Genomic DNA, 17,708 nt, shown 5'->3' on the forward strand with positions numbered 1-17,708 from the left:
CAAGCGCGGCGAGCGCAACCAGAAGGCTCAGCACCCCGATGGCGACCTGCCACTTCTCAGGGCCGGACCACGGGGGCTCCTCGTTCGGGTCGGAGCTCATCGCATCACCTCCCTCCACCTTCGTGCGGTGCCCATGGTCGGACCCCGCGGGCATGTGAACTCGCTTCTCTCAACAGCGAGTTCAGGAAGGTTTAGGTGAGGCGGTAGTCATCCTAGCGTCCGCCCTCGAAAACCCGGGGCACACGCCAGTCTGACTCGAACATTTGTTCACTCGACGTCACGGCATGGCATCCTCCGCCTGTGTGTCCTCATTGAGGAGGCGCGCGAGATGGCGAGCCAGTTGCTGCCGGTCGCCGTCGGCGAGCTTCTGGTACTGAGCCCAGATGTCCTCAGTGGCCGTGCGTGGGCGCTCCCCCATAGTGATCCACGTCAGCAGGCGGGTTCGCTCACGGATCGGCAATGAAGATGCCCGGGCCGCAAGTTCGGAGACGCCGTCCGCCCCATCCCGAGCGGCATGGCAGGCGCTGCATAGAACCATGAGGTTCTCCGGCTCGTCGCTGCCCCCATCCGCCAGGGCCACGCGATGAACAAGCTCCACCCCTGGGCCGTGACGCAGGCTGACGACCGGCCGGCCACACAGCTCGCACGCGAAAGTGCCACGCTGGAACAGGGGCCGACGAGTCGCCGTACTGACGGCCGCCCGGTTCCTCTTCTTGCGCTCCTCTGGATCCCAGACTTTGATGCCCGGCTCCACAAACCGCTGTTCCGCCTGGTCGAGGCTGGGATCTTCGCGGCTGGTAGCGATCACCCATTCATAGTCCCGAAGATCCCGGATCCGTCGATCGATCTGCGCGATGTCGGGGAATGCTGCCCGAAGCTGGCTCTTGGTGAAGGTATTCCCCGGGCCCACTTCCTGCATTAGCCACAGCGCGCCTCGCACCAGACCGCCACCGTGCGCGTCGTGCCAGTCGGGAAGACCCTCCGTCGTCACCGCAGCCATGCTTCCTCCCCTCACACCAATCGCTCCTGTCGCCTCAGACTCTACACGATGCGGCAGGGACCGGCAAAGACCGGCAGGGTGGGTGGCAGGAAGGGTGGCAGGGGGGTGGGTGGCAAGCCTGCGGTTCTGATCGATAGGGCGGAAAGGCGTGGGAGGGAAAACTGTCAAGCGGCAGCTTGATGTCTGACATCAGCGGCTGACACCAACAGGGGCGGACGTCGGCGGCCCACGTCGGGCCTCAGCGGTCGTCCGGGCGGGGCGTCAAGCGAGTTGACCGACGTCGACAGCTCCCCATGATCGACCTGATAAGGATGAGGCCACAGGTTCAAATCCTGTTAGCCCCACAGCAGCAGTGAACGAAGAGGGCGCTTCCCACAGGGGAGGCGCCCTCTTCGTGTTGCGCTGTCCGTGTCGGCGGTCGCTGCCCGCACGAAGGCCCCCAGCCGGGTGGCTGGGGGCCTTCGGAAGTTTCTGGGGGCTGGGCCCGGATGCGGGCCGGATTACGGTTCTGCGGCGAGCCGTGGCTCATGGGTGGGGGCCTCGGCCTCGGCTTCCGTGTCCGTGGGGGGCAGGTGCCGGCAGCTGGGTGAGGATCCGTGGGCCTCGGCGCGGATGCGCTGCTTCATCGTCGGGGGCAGGGACCGTTCGTACGCGGCCGTCCAGAGGGCCATGAACGGCGCCGTCGGCGACGCGCACTCCGTGGCGTTGCGAGCGTTCGTGGTCTCCTGTACCGCTGTGGCCGCGGTGGCCGTCGTGGTGAATCCAAGCGCGGCGAAGAGCGCGAGGAAGGCGGTGACGATCGTGGTCCACAGCTTCATGGGCTTGTTGCCGGTCATGACCCCTCAATTCGGGTTGGGCGATTTGCGTACTTTCCTCATGATGTGTATGTGGGGCCAGGAACGAAGCACCGACGCTCGCGCGGCGCCTATGTTCAGATCAACACCACCCGGATGGCCCCAAGAGGTCTGAGAAGGGGGCAAGGGCGGCGAAAATCACAGCGGGACGGCGGTGGACGGGCCGCCGTGGTCCGTTTCGATCGCTGTCCGCGGGGCGGGAGTTGGAGGCGGATCCAGGTCACCGATCGATATCGATCGGTGTGTATAGTCGGGCGCCAGAAGTCCCCTACGTCAAGGAAAGACGAGGTCGCGCGGTGAAGAAGCTTCTCCTGGTCGCACTGGCCGCCATCGGCGGGCTCCTCGTGTACCGCCAGATCCAGGCGGATCGCGCCGAGCAGGATCTGTGGACGGAGGCGACTGACTCCGTGCCCACGGGTTCGTGAGTCATCGACACCAGTCACTTCACAAGCCCCGGTCGCTCCTGCGGCCGGGGCTTTGTGCTGTCCGTCTCAGCGACGAATCGGTTCGCTTGCGTGAATTATTTGATTGCTTAAGCGAATTTCGGTGTGGTCGGGGGTGGGGGTCGGGGAGGGCGGGAAACGGGGGCGCGGTTGCGTTCATGGCGGTCCCGTGGTGGTGTCCGCTTGGTGTTGGGCGGGCCGGACGGTCGGGGCGGGCAGGACCGTTCGGGACGGCTGAGTTCGCGACGAGGGGTGGCGCGTGATGAGGCGGCGGCTTGGCAGGAGCTGGAGCTCGGCAGGGCGGGGCTCAGGAGGGCTCCGGCCGGGGGGGTTCATGGCCGTGGGGCTCTGCGTGACGCTGTGTGCGGGGACGTGCGCGGTGGTGGTGTCGCCAGGGCGGGCCGACGCTCTGGCGACGCAGGCGAATGCCGCCGCCGGGATGCGGGCCGGGGCCATGGGGACGCCCACTCCGTACGGCTTCGCCGAGGGCGCCGAGACGGTCGACGGCGCGGCGAGCAACATCGAAGGGCCCCGGCTCCGCTCCGGCAAGACGTATAAAAGTGCCCTCCCGCGCGCGGGACAGCGTTTTTACCGCTTGGACCTCAAGGCCGAGGAGAGCGCGTACGTCGCGGTCACGGCGGTGCCGGAGTTCGGCAGCAGGGTCTCCTACGCCGATGGTGTCGAGGTGTCCGTACAGGACGCCGACGGCAACAACTGCAGTCCCGTAGAGGCGCAGGAGGCGCGGTTCGGGGCTTCGGAGAGCCCGCGCCCCATCACGGCCACGGCGGTGCGCAGGGCCGGCCCCGACGAGAAGACCTGTGAGGGGGCCGGTACCTACTACGTGCTCGTCGAGCGGAGCAGCGCTCCGGAGTCCTCCCGGGGGGCTTGGGATCTGGAGCTGCGGGTCGCTTCCGAGCCCTCGCTGCGGTCGGCGGGGGCGACGGGGACGGAGCCCCCGCGGTCCTGGAACTCCGCGACACCCGCGCCGCCGACCGGCGAGCGGAAGCGGCGTGAGGGCGGCACGAGTTTCAACGACGCCCGTGCGCTGGACAAGGGCGTCTGGGGCGCCGACGTCGAGCCCGGAGAGACGCTCTTCTACCGGGTGCCCGTCGACTGGGGCCAGCAGCTCTCCGTCAGCGCTGAGCTGGGCAGCACGGGTGAGAGGGGTGGGTCGGACGGCGGGGCAGGGCGCGGGTCGGCGACGCATGACAGCGGTTTCGTCTCCTCCGCGCTGGTCATGGCCCTGGCGAATCCGGCGCGCGTGGAGGTCGACGACGCGGACACGGCGTACGACGGCAAGCAGAAGACGACGGCGCTGGACCCGCTGCCACCGGTCGCGTACGAGAACCGTTACGCCCCGGCGGACGAGGTGGCCGCGATGCGGTTCGCCGGCTGGTACTACCTGGCGGTCCACCTCAGCGCGGATGTCGCGGAGAAGTTCGGCGGCGGCCCCCTGGCCCTGACGCTCCGCGTGGACATCGGCGGGGCGGCGCGGCCGGGTCCGGAGTACGTGGGTCCGCACATGCCCGCCGAGGAGTTCGGTGTCACGGAGCGGGACGCGGAGGCCGCGCGGCGGGGGGAGACGGCGGCGGCTGCCGGAAGCGGTGCGGGTAGCGGGGACGACCGGGTGATGGTGGTCCTTGCGGTCGGGGGTATCGGCGTGGGCGTGGCGCTGCTGGGGGTCCTGGGTGGGTGGACGCTGATCGCTCGGCGGAGGGTGGCTGCGGTGTCAGGCTCGGCTGCGGCTTTCGCTGAGCCTGGGCGTGGTGCTTCGCCTGGGGCCGCTGCCGCACCCGCTCCTGCTCAGCACGGATTCGGGCCGCCTCGGCGTTGGTGAGCGGAGTGGCGCTGCGGGCGCTTCGGTCAGTGGCTGCTTCGACCCGTGGTCGTCAGAGCCGCGTCAGTGCCCAGAGGCCGATCGTGAGGCAGGCCAGCGCGACGAACAGGATCGGCACCGCCACCTTCGCGGGCGGACCAGGCCGCCGCTGCGGGGCGGGAGAGGCCTGGACGTGGGGCTGAGGAATTGCCGGATTCCGATGTGGAACCTGAGCGGCGTGAGCGGTGTATGGATAAGTAGGAGCGTGGGGGCGCTGGGCCCCGGACGTCACGGCCTGGGCCGGTTCGTGGACTGCGGGGGTGGGGGCCGTGATGGGGCGGGGGGAGGGCACGTGTGTGGGTTCGGGCGCGGGGGCGCGCAGGGGCATGGGTGTGGGGGGAGTGGACGGATGGGGTGGTCGCTTGGGCGGTGGCGGGGGCAGGTGGAAGCCGTCGGTCTCCGCGCCGGGGCTGGTGGCCGGGGGCTGCCATGGGGGAGGCGTGGGGGGCTGTGGCTGTGGCTGGGGTCGCGGCTGTGCCTGTGGCTGGCCGGCGGGTGCGGAGACGGAGCCGGAAGCCGGGCCGTCCGGATGTGGACAAGGGGGTACGTGAGCGGGTGCGGTGCCCGGTCGTGGCGGCGAGGTCAGGGGGCCGTCGGGGCCGAAGCCCGCGGGAAGCGGGGCCAGTTGGTCGAAGATCTCGACGAGCTCGTCGTCGGGGCCCGGCTCGGGCAGCATCTCCGCGGCGGAGGACAGCGCCTTGCGCGCGCCGGTGGCGGTGCGGAAGCGCGCCTGGGGGTCGGGCTGGAGCAGCGTGGCGATGACCTGCCAGAGCGGCTCCGGTATGCCCTGGGGCGGGCCCGGGGTGCCGTGCTCGGCGAAGCGTTCGATCAGCGCCTTGGCGTCCGGCTTGGCGCCCTTCAGGAGGTACAGGGCGACCAGGCCGACGGCGAAGAGATCGGCGGTGAAATCCGGCTCGGCGCCCAGCATCTGCTCAGGAGCGAAGTAACCCGGCGTGCCCACCACATAGTCGGTCTCGGTCAGCCGGGGCTCGCCCTTGCGCATCGAGATGCCGAAGTCGGACAGCCGCAGGTGCGGGCGCCCGGAGCCGGTGGCTTCGAGCAGGATGTTGGCCGGTTTGATGTCACGGTGCACGACGCCTTCGGCGTGGACGGCCGCGAGGCCCGAGAGGAGCTGGTCGAGGAGCGTGCAGACGAAGCGGGGCGGAAGCGGGCCGTAGTCCCCGATGACATGGGCCAGCGAGCCACCGGCGACCAGGTCCATGGTGAACAGGACCTTGTCGTCGTCGGCGGCCCAGCTGGCGGGCGCGAGCACATGGGGGTGGTCGATCCGCAGAGCCTGCTCCCGCACGAACCGCAACAGGGCGTGGGCGTCGCTCTGTTGCAGGACCTTGGCGGCCACATACCGGCGCCGCCGGTGGTCCCATGCCCGCCAGACCGCTCCGACTCCCCCGCGTCCGATCGGGTCGACCAGTTCGTACCGACCGGCGAAGACCTCACCCATGGTCGCGCTCCGCTCCCCTTCCGGGCCGCGTGGCGGCCCGGTCGACGGCTCAGCTCTGGTGCGCCTCATAGTGGGCGACCGCGTCCGCGGTGCGCCCGGCGCCGTACACCCGGAGGAACTCTGCCAGCTCCGGGTGGGTCGGGGCGAGGGAGTCGGCGGCGTCGATGATGTCGCCGGCAGCCGCGACGGAGCGCAGCAGTGACTGGATCTCGCGCACCACGCGCTTGACCGTGGGAGCGCCCGAACTGGTCGTGGACTGCGCGGTGTTGGTCAGCACCGAGCCGCCCTGGGACTTCTTGATCTCGTCCATGCGGTCGGTCGCCTCGGCGGCGCTCACGCTGCCGTCCGCGACCTGGCCCGCGAGTTCCTGGAGCAGCTGGACGCGCTGGACGACCGCGGGGTTGCCGATCTTGGCGCGCTGGCCGCTCATCAGCTGGGACAGCATGGGTGCCGACAGGCCGAGGACCCCGGCCAGACGGGCCTGATTCAGGCCCAGGTCATCGATGAGGCGACGGAAGAGCGCCCCCAGCGGCTCCCCGTACCAGTTCCGCTGGAGCTCTCGTGCTCTCGCGGTGGTGTCCTGCTGTGCGGCGTCCATTGCGTCTCCCCATCGCTTCCCCTAAGACCGCGGTTCGCTGCCGCGAACCACGTCGTGCATCTTACGGAGCGTGGTCGTCGACCGGGAGCCCCGATCCTTTTGCGAGATCCGGGGGAAGACCCGGTAGTCTGGTGTGCGATGCACGCCGGGAGGTGATTCTTCCGGGTCGGCGCATCGCTTCCGGGGCCTTAGCTCAGTTGGTAGAGCGCTGTCTTTGCATGGCAGATGTCAGGGGTTCGACTCCCCTAGGCTCCACCGTCCAGGAGCCCCTTGACCTGCGGAAACGCGGGTCAGGGGGCTCTTTGTGCGTCTTCCCGGCGACGGCATGGGGGCAACGCCGCCGGGGTCACTGCTCCAGGTACGCGAGGACGGCCAGTACGCGGCGGTTGTCGCCGTCGGCCGGGAGCAGGCCCAGCTTGGTGAAGATGCTGCTGATGTGCTTGGCGACGGCCTTCTCCGAGATGAAGAGGCCCTGAGCGATGCCGGCGTTGGACCGCCCCTGGGCCAGCCACTCCAGGACCTCGCGCTCGCGTCCAGTGAGGCTGGCCACGTTCTCGTCGCGCTCCTTGCGCATCAGGAGCTGGGTGATCACCTCGGGGTCCATCGCGGTGCCTCCCTCGGCCACGCGACGGATGGCGTCGAGGAACTGGGACCCGTTGGTCACCCGGTCCTTCAGCATGTAACCGACCCCGCGGCCGCCGCTGCCCAGCAACTCGCGGGCGTAGAGCGGCTCGACGTACTGCGAGAGGAGCAGGACGGGGAGGTCGGGCATCTCACGGCGGGCCGCCAGGACGGCCCGCAGACCCTCGTCGGTGAAGTTCGGCGGCAGCCTCACGTCCACGACGGCGACGTCGGGCTGCTCCTTGGTGAGCGACCTCAGGAGGTCCGCGCCGTTGTCCACCGCGGCCACGATCTCGTGGCCGTAGGCCTCCAGGAGCCGGACCAGACCGTCCCTCAGAAGGAAGTGGTCTTCGGCGAGGACAATACGCACGGAAGCTCCATCGTCACCATCGTCGGGCCGTTGACGGGGCTGTTCACGGCCAGCACACCGTCGAATGTGGCGAGCCGTCGCTCGATGCCGCGCAGGCCGGTACCGCGGCTGGCATCCGCGCCGCCTTGCCCGTCGTCGGTGACGGTGAGGCGCAGCATGCCGTGATCGTAACGGATGTCGATCCAGGCCCGGCCGGCGTGCGCGTGCTTGGCGACGTTGGTGAGGATCTCCGAGACCGCGAAGTACGCGGCGGACTCGACCGGCATCTCGGGGCGGCCCGGGAGATCGACCGTCACCTCGGTGGTGACCGGGCAGACCATGGCCAAGGCCCGTACGGCGTCGGCGAGGCCGCGGTCGGCGAGCACCGGCGGGTGGATGCCGCGCACCAGGTTGCGCAGCTCCTCCAGCGCCTTGGAGGAGGACTGGCGGGCCTCGATCAGCAGGGCGCGCACGGCCTCGGGGTTGGCGTCCAGGAGATGCTCGGCGGCGTCCAGGGTCATGCCCATCGCCACCAGGCGGGCCTGGGCACCGTCGTGCAGATCGCGCTCGATGCGGCGGATCTCGGTCATCTGGGTGTCCACCGCGTCCGACCGGGTCGTGGCGAGGTGCTCGATACGGCTGGCCATCAGTTCGTTCTCGCTCGGGGCGAGCATCGAGCGGGTGTAGAGGGCGTGCCTACGGACGGCTCGCGGCGCCGCCCACAGGGCCAGCGGCAGTTGCAGCGCGCCGAGCACCCCCGCGAGCACCGCGGTGACCGGGCCCTCGATCGGGATGAACTGGTACCAGAGGCCGTCCCACTCCACGGAGAGGGGGACACCGAAGAACGCGAGGCCGATGCCCCAGACGCCGCTGAGGACCAGCGCGATGGGGAAGAAGGCGAGAAAGGCGCCGGCGATGGGGTCGGCGAGGACCCAGACGAACTCCCGCCGGGTCTGGGGGTCGCTCATGATCCAGCGGTAGCGGGCGACGGCACCGGAGGCTCCCGCGGGCACGGGCGGCAACGGACCCGGCGGGGGCGGGATGTGCACGCCGGACCAGCGGGCGGCCAGTTCACGACGGCGTGCGCTCAGGCTGCGTACGCCTTCCATGGCGCGCGGCACCATGCCGAGGCCCGGACCGACGAGGCTGATCGCCGAGGAGACGGCGAGGGAACGGCCGAGGGCCGCGAACGCCGTCCAGCACAGGGCGAGCGCATGCCGCAGGCCCACTGTCCCGGCCGAGACGGAGAATCCCTTGATCTCTTCCGGCGGGCGGGTTTCCGCCAGCTGCATAGTGCTGTGCTCCATCGGACTCGTTCCTCTCTCCAGTGCCACGCGCATCGCTGGGCCGAAGTGGCCGTGCCCTCATTGTGGCGGCGGGCGGGCACGGAAAGCGGTGGTACTAACTCCCCTATCCCGCGGCCGGGATGGGGAGGTTCTTCCCCCCGACGAAGAGCGACAGGGTGTCCGCCACACAGGCCGCCCGCGCCTCGCCCTCGATCTCCACCGTCATCCGCACGGCCGTCAGGTGGCCCGAAGGCCCCTCGCGCACACTGGTCAGCTCGGCACCGCCGCGGACCCGGGAGCCCACCGGGACAGGACGGGGAAAACGCACCTTGCCGAGGCCGAAATTGACGCCCAATTCGACGTTCTCTATCTCGAATATCTGCCGCATCATCGCGGGCAGCAGCGCGAGCGTCATATAGCCGTGGACGATGGTCCCGCCGAACGGGCCGGTCGCCGCCCGTTCCGGGTCCACGTGGATCCACTGGAGGTCACCGGTGGCTCCGGCGAACTGGTCCACCTTCTCCTGGGTGACTTCGAGCCACTCGCTGTAACCGAGGTGCTCACCCGTGGCGTCGACGAATTCGGCCAGGTCGGCGAAAGATCTCATGGCCCCGATTGTGTGCGGCCCCGAAGGCCGGGGACAAGGCGTCCCCGGCCTTCGGGGCCGTTCGGTCAGCGCGACGTCAGTTGCCCGTCAGCCGTACCGCTTGAGCTCGTGGAAGAAGCCGGGGACGGTGTGCAGCTGGCCCGCCTCCGCGACGCGGTCGTAGACGTACTTCGCCACGGCCATGTCGAGGACGCCGAGGCCGAACGGTGAGAAGACCACCGGCCGGTCGGACGGCGGGGTGATCCGTCCGGTGAGGACGTCGTGGAGGGTGCCGGCGACGAAGTCGCGGTGGCCGACCCGCTGCTCCGCCAGGTGGGGCGAGGTGTTGGCCTTCATGCAGTGGTCGATGTCGTCGACGGCGTTCCACGACTGGAGGATGATCTCGGGCGACAGATCGCGCAGGGAGACGTGGAGCACCAGCGGGTTGTGCGTGAACCACTGCGGGTCGCTCACGTGCGGCTCGCCCGCGACGGTGGCGAAGACCACCAGGTCGCTGGAGCGGATCAGGTCCTCGGCCTTGTCGTGGACGGTGATCTCGCAGTCCTCGCCCTCGGCCCGCCGCAGATAGCCCTTGAAGCCGTCGGCGTGCTCGGCGGACAGGTCGTGCACGCCGATCGAGTCGAAGTCGAAGCCGGTGGCCGCGAGGTACATGTGGAGGTAGCGGGCGATCAGGCCGACGCCGAAGAAGCCCACCCGGGTGGGACGGCCGCCGCGCGCCTCGCTGAGCCTGGCGGCGGCGAGGGCCGCGGAGGCCGCGGTGCGCGCCGCGCTGATGATGGAGCTCTCCAGGCACGCGAACGGATAGCCGGTCTCGGCGTCGTTGAGGATGAGGACGGCCGAGGCCCGCGGCACTCCGGCGGCCACGTTCTCGGGGAAGCTGGAGATCCACTTGATGCCGTGCACCCCCACGTCGCCCTTGACCGACGCGGGCAGCGCGATGATCCGGGACGACGGGCGGTCGGGGAAGCGCAGGAAGTACGAGTCGGGGTTGACCGTCTGTCCTTCGCCGTGCAGCCGGTAGGCGGCCTCGACCGCCGCGACGACCTCGTTCTCACGTCCGTCGAGGGCTTGGTGCACCTGGGCGCCGGAGACCACGGCGAAGGGAGGTACCTGATTCATGGGAAGACTGCTCCTGGTCGGGAAGAAGAGAGGGAAAGGTGCACGGCCGGGCCCGTCGGCCGATGCGGGAGGCGCCCGTCAGCCGATGCGGGCCAGACCCTTCGCGTGCTGCCGCGCCCGCCCGCGCGACACCGCCAACGGATCCCAGTCCGGGGCCCGTTCGGGCAGCTGGGACGCGTCACCGAGCACCGTGCCCGCGTACACCTCGGCGAGCAGGGGACGGCCGAGGATCTGCGACGCGGCGGCGACCCCGCCCGTCGCGACGCCGCCCACTCCGCTGCCGTAGCGGACGTTCTGCCCGACCACGTACAGCCCTTCGACTCCGGTGCGCACGTCGGGCCGCTGGCCGGCGCCGCCCCACGTGGCCATGCCGTACGGGGTGCCGCCACTGGCGCGGATGTACCGCTCGTTGGTGAGCGGGGTGGCCGTCTCCACATGCGTGATGCGGTCCCGGAACGGGCCGAGGACCTTCTCGGCGGTGTCCAGGATCGTCTCGGTCAGCTGCCGCTTGCGCGCCAGGTAGGCGGGGTTGCGGCGGTAGGGCTCGCCGTCGACCGGGCCGCCCTCGAGGCCCCAGAACGCGTAGCCGGGCGGGCAACCCGTCATGATCTGGAAGTTGCTGTGGCCGGGCGGGCAGACGGCGGGGGCGCCCGCGTCCTTGATGGAGGCGAAGGAGAACGCCAGCTGCGGCACCGACTCCATGGTGCCGTCACGCTCGTAGCGCTCCTGCACCGCCGCGTGCGCGCCCTCCATGTCGTCGCTGTCGTGCCACCAGATGTTGGCGTTGGGCAGGCCGGGCAGCTCGGTGTCGAGTGCGACGTACACCGCGACGACGGCGCTGCGCATGACCGCGTCACGGGTCCGCGCGACCAGGTCGGCGGGGAAGGCCGCCTCACCGCCGCACAGGTCCAGGACGGTGCGGCGGTAGTCGGCGTTGGAGATGACCAGGGGCGCCGATATCCGCTGCCCGTCGGTGAGTTCCACTCCGGTGGCGCGCCCGCCCTCGATGAGGATGCGGCGCACCGCGCACCGGGTGCGCAGTTCGCCGCCGTAGGCTTCCAGGGCCTCGACCAGGGCGGCCACCAGCGCCTGGCCGCCGCCCTCGGGGTAGTACGCGCCGCGCAGGTAGTGGTCCATGATGTTGACGTGCTCGGCGAAGCCGATGCCGTCCGGCATGGCGCCGTAGTTGCCCGCCTGCGCCGCCACCAGGGTGCGGCCCTTGGCGGACAGGCCGCAGTGGTCGAGGGCCTGGCCCAGGGTGCGGCGGCTCCAGCGCATCGTCTGCGGGGACTTGCGGAACAGCTCCACCATGGGCTCGCCCAGCAGACCGGCCCGGCTCGCGGTGGCCACGGCCACGGCGAGGTCGATGAACCGGTCGATCCGGTCGGCCTCTTCGGGCACGGCCTGCTTGAGGCGGTGACGGTAGGGTTCCCAGCCCGCGGGGACGTCCACGGTGGCCGTGGGCGTCATGATCCGGTCGAAGCCGCCCTCGTTGTCCATGGGCCTGAAGCGCACCCGGTCACGGACGCCGAGGCCGGACAGGATGGCGGGGATGAGCCCGTCGGGCCCGCAGTCACCGAGGTAGTGCGTACCGACGTCGAACTCGTACTTGCGGCGCCTGCGGAAGACGTGCGCGTTGCCGCCCGCCACGTCGTGCTGTTCGAGTACGAGGACGCGGCGGCCGTCGGCGGCCAGGTAGCCGCCGCCGACCAGGCCCCCGATGCCGCTGCCGACGACGATGGCGTCGTACCGGCTCTGGTCCCCCTGCATTGCCGCTCCCATCAGAAGGTGCCGCCGCCGTGGATCTCGAAGACCGACCCCGTGATGTACGTGGCGCGGTCGGAGACCAGGAAGGACACCAGGTCGGCCACCTCCTCGGGGCGGCCGAAGCGGCCGAGGGCCACGTTCTTCAGCTGCCGGGCCACCGCCGCCTCCGTCATGTCGCGGACCATGTCGGTGTCGATGAGGCCCGGCGCGACCACGTTGGCGCGCACACCGCGCGGCCCGCACTCCTTGGCGAGGGACTTGGTGAAGCCGATGATCCCCGCCTTGGACGCGGCGTAGTTGGCCTGGCCCGTGTTGCCGTAGATACCGGACACGGACGACAGGTTGACGATGGTGCCCGCCTTGCGCTTGCTCATCGAGAACGCGGCGGCGCGGCACACGTGGTAGACGCCGTCCAGGTTGGTGCGCAGAACCTGGTTCCAGTCGTCCTCGGGCATGAGGAGGACGGGCCGGTCCTTGGTGATGCCCGCCGAGGTGACGACGGCGTCGACGGGGCCGAGCTCGCGCTCGGTCCGCGTGTACCAGTCGCGTACGTCGGCGGCGTCCGAGACGTCGCAGCGCGTCGCCGCCACGCGGGTGCCGTACTCGGCCGCCTCCTTGGTGAGCTGCTCGGCGGCGTCCTCGTTGGAGCGGTAGCAGAAGGCGACGTCGTACCCGTCCTGGGCCAGGCGCAGCACGATCGCCTTGCCGATGCCCCGGGACCCGCCGCTGACCAGCGCGATCACGCGTTCTCCCCCATCAGTCGCAGTACGGCACAGGCCACGGCACCGTCCTGGTCGACCGCGGACACCAGGGCGATTCGCCCCTGGGCGTCGTGGTCGGACCCGGCGATGGCGAGCACCGCCCCGATCTGGAGGGACGCCGACGCGGCGCCGGTGTCACCGAGCAGCTCCATGGACGGCACGCGGGACAGCGCGGCGGCCGGCAGCAGCGCGGCCAGCGCCTCGTGCTCGGCCCGTCCGGCGGCGGAGGGCGCCGCGCACGGAACGGCGGCCCACACCTCGTCGGCGCCGACTCCGGCGCGGTCCAGGGCGCGGCGGGCGCACGCGGTGACGGCCGCGTACGGGTCGTCGTCGATGTCGACGCGGGTCTCGACGCTCAGCACCGCGGCCAGCGGCGGGCGCTCGGCGGTGCCCGCGTGCTCGACGAGGAGGAGGCCGCAGCCCTCGCCGAGCAGCGGCGCGGGCTCGCCCGGCGCGGCGGTGTGCTCGTACCAGGCGTGGGCGGCGGAGAACTCCTCGGCGGAGCCCACCAGGTACTTCGTCGCGCGGCCCTGGCTCATCAGGCGCCGCGCGTAGTTGAGGGCGAGCAGTCCACTGGCGCGGCCGCCCGCGACCGTGGTGTTGGGGCCCTTGAGGCCGTGCCGGATCGCGGTGGCGCCGGCGGCGTGGTTGAGGCTGCCGAAGGGGATGCGGCCCGCGTCCACGTGGAAGGGGCGTGCCTGGGTGTACGACTGGCGCAGGAAGTTCGTGACGTTCTCCAGGCTGCCCATGGTGATGCCGAGGACGACCCCGGTGCTGTCGTCGGTCCGCACCGTCCTGTTGCCCTCGCCGTCCAGGAGCAGCCCGTCGGAGGCGACCAGGGCCAGGGCGGTGAGCCGGTCCATTTTGGCCGTGCCCTTCTTGCCGAGCAGGCCCTGGATGTCGAAGCCCGGCACCATGCACGCGTCGGGCGACGGCAGCGGGCCCAGCTCCGGGTCCGCCCGCACGGCGGTCTTCGCGCCGCCGCGCAGACCCGCGGCGAACTCCTCGCGGCCGAGGCCGTACGGCGAGACGGCCGACCATCCGGTGATGACGGGTGTCTGGGGCGGCAACGGTGCCGCCGGGGTGGCTGCTGCGGTACTCATGGGCGGACTCGCTCCCCGTACGTGCCGAGAATCAGGATGGCGTTGTTGCCGGCGAAGGCGCTGGAGTTGTTCTGCACGATCCGTACGTCCGCCTCGACGGCCGCGTTGGGTACGACGTCGAGCGGGCACTCCGGGTCGGTTTCCCGGTGGTTGATGGTGGGCGGGATGAACCCGTGCTCGATGGCGAGGCCGCAGGCGATCGCGCCGAGTGCGCTGGCCGCCCCCATGGAGTGGCCGAGCATCGACTTCACGGCGACGGTGCGCGGCGGTGCGTCGCCGTACACGTCGAGGATGGCGGCCGACTCCGTGCGGTCGTTGGCCTTGGTGCCGGTGCCGTGCGCGGAGATGAAGTCGATCTCCTCCTGCTTGACCCCGGCGTCGTCGAGGGCGAGGCGGATGCCGCGCGCGATGCCGTCGCGGTCCGGCGCGGTGGGGTGGTTGGCGTCGCAGCTGAGGCCGTACCCGAGGACCTCGGCGTAGATGTGCGCGCCCCGCGCGAGCGCCGACTCCAGGCTCTCCAGGACGAGGATGCCCGCGCCCTCACCGGTGAGGATGCCCTGCCGGTCCTTGTCGAAGGGCCGCACCACGTCCGGGGTGAGCGCGCCGAACCTCTTGAAGAGGGCGAACGCCTTGCGGCACACGGCGTCGGCGCCGCCGCACAGCGCGATGTCGACGTCACCGGAGCGGATGGAGTCCAGTCCGTAGCCGATGGAGTAGTTGCCCGCCGCGCAGGCCGTGGTGATCGTCGTGGGCTCCACGTTCGGCATGCGCAGCTCGCGGGCGATCACGGTGGTCAGGCGGCCCGCGTTGATGCGGCGGGACAGGACCGGGTCCATCGCCTCGGGGTCGCCGGCGGCCAGCTCCTGCTCCAGGAGTACGGCGATGTCGTGCGACTCGCCGTCGGTCGTGCCGACGCTGATGACCGCCTGCCGCTCGCCCAGGTCGTCCTCGGTGAGCCCCGCGTCCTCCACGGCCATCCGCGCGGCGGCGACCGCGAACTGCCCGGCGCGGCCCATGTCGTCGAGCGGTACGTTGCGGATCCAGCGCTCCGGTTCGAAGTCGGGGACCTCGCAGGCGACGTTCTGGCCGAATCCCTCGGTGTCGAAGCGGGTGATCGGCCGTGCGCCGGAGCGGCCGGTGCGCAGCCCCTGCGCGTACTCCTCGAGGCCCGTGCCGATGCTGGAGATCGCCCCCATGCCGGTGAGGACGACCCTTCGGCGGTCCGTCGGCGCGGGGGCCTCGGACGCAGCCGGTGACTGTGCGGTGGACATGGAACTCCTTAAGCAGTGGGATGCCTGTGGGACGGGGCCAAGGCCCCGTCCCGCTCACCAGCCGGCGGCCTCGGCGGTCACCTGGTACGTGGCCTCCACGTTCACCATCTTGGGCAGCTCGTTCATGTCGATGTCGATGGAGTACTCCATCTCCAGGGCGCTGAGCACGTCGATGAGCTTCAGCGAGTCGGCGCCGAGCTCATCGACGAAAAGGGCCGTGTCCGAGATGCGTTCGACATCGACTTCGATGTTCTCGGCGATGATTTCCCGGATTCGTGAAAGTCTCTCCGGCGCAACTGTCGTCACGTTCGTTCCTCCGTTTTTGAGTTTCAGAGTGTTTCTCAATCGCTTCGCGATGAAAATTAGACAGCGTCGATGACGTCCAAGTGACCGTTCACTGACGGTCTTTGCGGGTCAGTTGCCGACGGCCTTGCGGAAGCCCCGGACGCTGCCGGTGACCGCGATGAGCAGCAGGACAGACAGGGTGATGGCGGTGACGAGGCCGGGGTGGTCGGCCGGGAATCCGCTGCCGGTCGCGCCCGCCGGATCATTGCCCCACAGCCTGCGGCACGTGGTGATGACCGAGGTGACGGGGTTCCATTCGGCGACCGGGCGCAGCCATCCCGGCAGGCCGCTCACACCGACGTACGCATTGGAAAGGAAGCTGAAGACGACAAGGACGAGCGCGCCCGTCCCGTCAATGGCCTCGACGTTCTTCTGCGTGGTTCCGAGCAGAATTCCGACCCACAGCATCGTGTAGATGAAGGCGAGCAGGACGCCGAATCCGGCGGCGGTGCGCAAGAAGCCCTCGTGCGGCCGCCAGCCGACGGCCAGGCCGACCAGCGAGACCACCGTCAGGCTGAACGCGCCGACCACCAGGTCCGACAGGGTGCGGCCGATCAGCACCGAGCTCGGCGCGATCGGCAGCGAGCGGAACCGGTCCACCAGGCCGTGCCGGAGGTCGAGCGCGACACCGATGGCCGTGGGGCCCACGCTGGTCAGACCGACCTGGATGGCGATGCCCGCCATGATGAAGTCCTCGTACGCGATGCCGCCGGGGACGTTCATGGAGTTGCGGAAGATGTAGCCGACGGCGATCAGCATCACCAGCGGGTTCATCGTGACGAGCACGAGCCGGCCGGGGGACCGGCGCAGATGCGTCAGGTGCCGTCCGGCCAGGGCGAACGAGTCACCGAGATAGCCGAGCAGCGCGCCCCGGGACTCCGCGGGCCGCACGGGCGCACCGCCGGGCGGACGCCCGGCGGCGGACCGGGCCGTGTCGGCGGGCCCGGTGTCCGGGTCCGCGGTGCCGTCGGTGGAGGTCGTGGTGGTCGTGGTGGTCGTGGTCGGCGTCATCGCCGGGCCTCCTTGCGCTCTCCCGCGCCGGTGAGGTCGAAGAACACGTCGTCGAGGGTGGGTCTGCGCAGTTCGAAGTCGACGGTGTGCACGCCCTTGTCGCGCAGTGCCGTGGCGGCGCGGGCCACGTCGTCGAGGACGCCCTCGCCGAGCTGCACCGACACCCGCGAGGTGGCCGCGTCGGCCACCGGGGGGTGAGCGCCGCCGAGGCCGGCGAGCGCGGCGACCGCGTCGTCCAGGCTCTCCGGGCGGGCCACGGTCACCTCAAGGCGGTCGCTGCCGACCTGGCGCTTGAGGGATTCGGGGGTGCCTTCGGCGATGACCCGGCCGGCGTCGATCACGGCGATCCGGTCGGCGAGCTCGTCCGCCTCCTCCAGGTACTGGGTGGTGAGCAGGATGGTCACCCCGCCGGCCACCAGGTCGCGCACCACGTCCCACAGGACGGTCCTGCTGGTGGGGTCGAGGCCGGTGGTGGGCTCGTCGAGGAAGAGGACCTCCGGCTCGCCGATGACGCAGGTGGCCAGGTCGAGGCGGCGGCGCATGCCACCGGAGTAGGTGCTCACGGGACGGTCGGCGGCCTCCGTGAGCTCGAACCGGTCGAGCAGTTCGACGGCCCGCCGGGCCGCGCCGCGCCGGCCGAACCGGAGCAGCTTGCCCAGCAGCACCATGTTCTCGCGTCCGGTGAGGAGTTCGTCGACGGCCGCGTACTGCCCGGCGAGGCCGATGCGCCGCCGTACTTCCTTGCTCTGGCCGACCACGTCGTGTCCGGCCACGGTGGCCCGGCCCCCGGACGGTTCGACGAGGGTGGCCAGGATCCGGACCGTGGTGGTCTTGCCCGCGCCGTTGGGGCCGAGCACGCCGAGTACGCTGCCGGCCGGCACCGAGAGGTCGATGCCGTGCAGCGCGGTGTGCGTGCGGTACTGCTTGCGCAGCCCCTCGGCGTGGATGGCGATGTCGGTGGAGGCCACCTCAGCCCGCCTGACGCTGGAGGCTGAGCGGACGCATGTCCGTCCAGTTGCTTTCCACGTGGGCGACGGCTGTGGCGCGGTCGCTCGCCGGCAGCTCCACCCGCCAGCCGTCGGGCACCGCGGCGAAGGAAGGCCACAGTGAGTACTGACCCTCCTCGTTGACGAGGACGAGGAACGTGCCGTCTTCGCTGTCAAAGGGGTTGGCCATGACTTTCTCCAGATCTCTTGATGCCGTGATGCCGTGATGCCTTGAGGGCTTGGTGCCTT

At 70.6% G+C, this 17,708-nt stretch carries 18 protein-coding genes and 1 tRNA gene; 3 read left to right on the forward strand and 16 right to left on the reverse strand.

Features of this window, described 5'->3' with window-relative positions; translation table 11 throughout:
* Positions 1-277 precede the first annotated feature (277 nt).
* Both KKZ08_RS19585 and KKZ08_RS19590 read right to left on the reverse strand, forming a co-directional pair.
* Positions 278-1,000, reverse strand: a complete 723-nt coding sequence (locus tag KKZ08_RS19585; protein ID WP_223775684.1) for an HNH endonuclease signature motif containing protein — start codon at positions 998-1,000, stop codon at positions 278-280.
* Between the two features lie 500 nt (positions 1,001-1,500).
* Entirely contained in the window at positions 1,501-1,836 is a 336-nt protein-coding gene (locus KKZ08_RS19590) for a DUF6344 domain-containing protein (protein ID WP_223775685.1), read from the reverse strand.
* Positions 1,837-2,150: 314 nt separating this feature from the next.
* Here KKZ08_RS19590 and KKZ08_RS19595 point away from each other — a divergent pair, with 314 nt between their 5' ends.
* Together KKZ08_RS19595 and KKZ08_RS19600 are read left to right on the forward strand one after the other, a co-directional pair.
* A complete protein-coding gene (locus KKZ08_RS19595) occupies positions 2,151-2,279 on the forward strand; it encodes a DLW-39 family protein (protein WP_003999697.1) in 129 nt (42 codons plus the stop codon).
* A gap of 352 nt (positions 2,280-2,631) precedes the next feature.
* Positions 2,632-4,134: a hypothetical protein gene (locus KKZ08_RS19600; protein ID WP_223775686.1), complete on the forward strand. Its 1,503-nt coding sequence runs from the start codon at positions 2,632-2,634 to the stop codon at positions 4,132-4,134.
* 52 nt (positions 4,135-4,186) lie between these two features.
* On the opposite strand, the gene KKZ08_RS19605 is transcribed toward KKZ08_RS19600, so the two are convergent.
* Both KKZ08_RS19605 and KKZ08_RS19610 read right to left on the reverse strand, forming a co-directional pair.
* Complete coding sequence (locus KKZ08_RS19605) at positions 4,187-5,635, reverse strand: serine/threonine-protein kinase (RefSeq protein ID WP_223775687.1); 1,449 nt, start codon at positions 5,633-5,635, stop codon at positions 4,187-4,189.
* A 49-nt stretch (positions 5,636-5,684) separates the two neighbouring features.
* Positions 5,685-6,233: a DNA-binding protein gene (locus KKZ08_RS19610; RefSeq protein ID WP_127909386.1), complete on the reverse strand. Its 549-nt coding sequence runs from the start codon at positions 6,231-6,233 to the stop codon at positions 5,685-5,687.
* A 182-nt stretch (positions 6,234-6,415) separates the two neighbouring features.
* On the opposite strand from KKZ08_RS19610, the gene KKZ08_RS19615 reads away from it, so the two are divergent.
* A tRNA-Ala gene (locus tag KKZ08_RS19615) sits at positions 6,416-6,488 on the forward strand.
* A gap of 91 nt (positions 6,489-6,579) precedes the next feature.
* Here KKZ08_RS19615 and KKZ08_RS19620 read toward each other — a convergent pair.
* The 12 genes from KKZ08_RS19620 to KKZ08_RS19675 form a co-directional block, all read right to left on the reverse strand.
* The gene (locus KKZ08_RS19620) at positions 6,580-7,224 is read right to left on the reverse strand and encodes a response regulator transcription factor (protein WP_223775688.1); all 645 of its coding nucleotides are present in this window, start codon (positions 7,222-7,224) and stop codon (positions 6,580-6,582) included.
* Positions 7,188-8,510, reverse strand: a complete 1,323-nt coding sequence (locus tag KKZ08_RS19625; RefSeq protein ID WP_223775689.1) for a sensor histidine kinase — start codon at positions 8,508-8,510, stop codon at positions 7,188-7,190. Before KKZ08_RS19625 ends, KKZ08_RS19620 begins: the two co-directional genes overlap by 37 nt.
* A 103-nt stretch (positions 8,511-8,613) precedes the next feature.
* Positions 8,614-9,096 carry a MaoC family dehydratase gene (locus KKZ08_RS19630; RefSeq protein ID WP_223775690.1) on the reverse strand — a complete coding sequence of 161 codons (483 nt, stop codon included), beginning with the start codon at positions 9,094-9,096 and terminating at the stop codon, positions 8,614-8,616.
* Between the two features lie 87 nt (positions 9,097-9,183).
* Positions 9,184-10,215, reverse strand: coding sequence for a 2,3-diaminopropionate biosynthesis protein SbnB (gene sbnB / locus KKZ08_RS19635; protein ID WP_223775691.1), 1,032 nt, complete (start codon positions 10,213-10,215; stop codon positions 9,184-9,186).
* A 78-nt stretch (positions 10,216-10,293) separates the two neighbouring features.
* Positions 10,294-11,985 (reverse strand): NAD(P)/FAD-dependent oxidoreductase, encoded by a 1,692-nt coding sequence (locus KKZ08_RS19640; RefSeq protein WP_223775692.1) that lies wholly within the window; start codon positions 11,983-11,985, stop codon positions 10,294-10,296.
* 11 nt (positions 11,986-11,996) lie between these two features.
* Positions 11,997-12,725, reverse strand: a complete 729-nt coding sequence (gene fabG / locus KKZ08_RS19645; protein ID WP_223775693.1) for a 3-oxoacyl-[acyl-carrier-protein] reductase — start codon at positions 12,723-12,725, stop codon at positions 11,997-11,999.
* Complete coding sequence (locus KKZ08_RS19650; RefSeq protein WP_223775694.1) at positions 12,722-13,846, reverse strand: beta-ketoacyl synthase N-terminal-like domain-containing protein; 1,125 nt, start codon at positions 13,844-13,846, stop codon at positions 12,722-12,724. Before KKZ08_RS19650 ends, fabG begins: the two co-directional genes overlap by 4 nt.
* Positions 13,843-15,117, reverse strand: a complete 1,275-nt coding sequence (locus KKZ08_RS19655) for a beta-ketoacyl-[acyl-carrier-protein] synthase family protein (protein WP_223775695.1) — start codon at positions 15,115-15,117, stop codon at positions 13,843-13,845. Before KKZ08_RS19655 ends, KKZ08_RS19650 begins: the two co-directional genes overlap by 4 nt.
* A gap of 54 nt (positions 15,118-15,171) precedes the next feature.
* Positions 15,172-15,423: an acyl carrier protein gene (locus tag KKZ08_RS19660; RefSeq protein WP_223775696.1), complete on the reverse strand. Its 252-nt coding sequence runs from the start codon at positions 15,421-15,423 to the stop codon at positions 15,172-15,174.
* Between the two features lie 108 nt (positions 15,424-15,531).
* Entirely contained in the window at positions 15,532-16,473 is a 942-nt protein-coding gene (locus KKZ08_RS19665) for an ABC transporter permease (RefSeq protein WP_223775697.1), read from the reverse strand.
* Positions 16,470-17,441 carry an ATP-binding cassette domain-containing protein gene (locus tag KKZ08_RS19670; protein ID WP_223775698.1) on the reverse strand — a complete coding sequence of 324 codons (972 nt, stop codon included), beginning with the start codon at positions 17,439-17,441 and terminating at the stop codon, positions 16,470-16,472. The genes KKZ08_RS19665 and KKZ08_RS19670 overlap by 4 nt, the downstream gene beginning before the upstream one ends.
* A gap of 1 nt (position 17,442) precedes the next feature.
* Positions 17,443-17,649: an MbtH family protein gene (locus KKZ08_RS19675; protein WP_223775699.1), complete on the reverse strand. Its 207-nt coding sequence runs from the start codon at positions 17,647-17,649 to the stop codon at positions 17,443-17,445.
* Positions 17,650-17,708 lie beyond the last annotated feature (59 nt).

Origin of the sequence: Streptomyces sp. 135 (genome assembly GCF_020026305.1) — a bacterium.
In the GTDB taxonomy this organism is placed as follows: Bacteria; Actinomycetota; Actinomycetes; order Streptomycetales; family Streptomycetaceae; genus Streptomyces.